Source organism: Salmonella sp. NW1250 (assembly GCF_051812965.1).
Lineage (GTDB): Bacteria > Pseudomonadota > Gammaproteobacteria > Enterobacterales > Enterobacteriaceae > Salmonella > Salmonella enterica.
In genome coordinates this window covers 237-570 of sequence record NZ_JAMNDD010000044.1, presented here as the reverse complement: position 1 = coordinate 570, position 334 = coordinate 237, and the positions used below count along the sequence as shown (strand labels likewise).

General features: G+C 55.7%; 1 tRNA gene. It reads left to right on the top strand.

From position 1 onward, the window contains the following. The first annotated feature begins 1 nt into the window (after window position 1). Window positions 2–89: transfer RNA gene (locus NBA72_RS24150), tRNA-Ser, on the top strand. The last annotated feature ends 245 nt before the right edge of the window (window positions 90–334 follow it).

Genomic DNA, 334 nt, shown 5'->3' with positions numbered 1-334 from the left:
TGGTGAGGTGTCCGAGTGGCTGAAGGAGCACGCCTGGAAAGTGTGTATACGGCAACGTATCGGGGGTTCGAATCCCCCCCTCACCGCCATATTTAAGTTGAGAGCCTGTACAGAAGTACGGGCTTTTTGCTTATATGTATCCCCCAAACTAAGGGGGGATGAGAACCACCGACCGGGGTTCGACAACTGGCGCAGCCAGTTGGACAGACCGGGCGCACAGCGAACGGGCTGCCCCGAAGGGGCGAGCAAAGCGAGTCAATCCCCCCCTCACCGCCATATTTAAGTTGAGAGCCTGTACAGAAGTACGGGCTTTTTGCTTATATGTATCCCCCAA